Here is a 511-nt window from a genome sequence, read left to right on the forward strand (position 1 = left end):
GGCACAAACTCCGGATACACGTTGATTAGAAGCTCATCGAAGCAGACGGGCGGCTTTGGCCCGCCGCTTCACGGCCAAGGGAGGACACCCATGTCCCGTGTTCAACTCGCTCTGCGCGTCGCCGACCTGGAAGGTTCGATCGCGTTCTACTCCAAGCTGTTCGGCGTCGAGCCCGCCAAGCGCAGGCCCGGCTACGCCAACTTCGCCATCGCCGAGCCCCCGCTCAAGCTCGTCCTCCTTGAGGGCGAGGAGGGCGAGGCGACCCGGATGGACCACCTCGGCGTCGAGGTCGACGACACCGCCCAGGTCACCGCCGCGACCGACCGCCTGAAGGAGGCCGGCCTGGCGACCTTCGAGGAGAACGACACCACCTGCTGCTACGCCCTTCAGGACAAGGTGTGGGTCCACGGCCCCGGCGGCGAGCCCTGGGAGGTGTACGTGGTCAAGGCGGACGCCGACACCCTCACCAAGCAGACCGACTCCGTCCGCCGCGCCACCGACGACGCCGAAA

At 67.7% G+C, this 511-nt stretch carries 1 protein-coding gene; it reads left to right on the forward strand.

Features of this window, described 5'->3' with window-relative positions; all coding sequences use genetic code 11:
• Positions 1–90 precede the first annotated feature (90 nt).
• Positions 91–511: ArsI/CadI family heavy metal resistance metalloenzyme (locus HHX30_RS40430; RefSeq protein WP_169989222.1), on the forward strand; the 421-nt coding region annotated here is incomplete at its 3' end.

The sequence above is a fragment of the Microbispora sp. H10836 genome, assembly GCF_012999525.1.
Taxonomy (GTDB): domain Bacteria; phylum Actinomycetota; class Actinomycetes; order Streptosporangiales; family Streptosporangiaceae; genus Microbispora.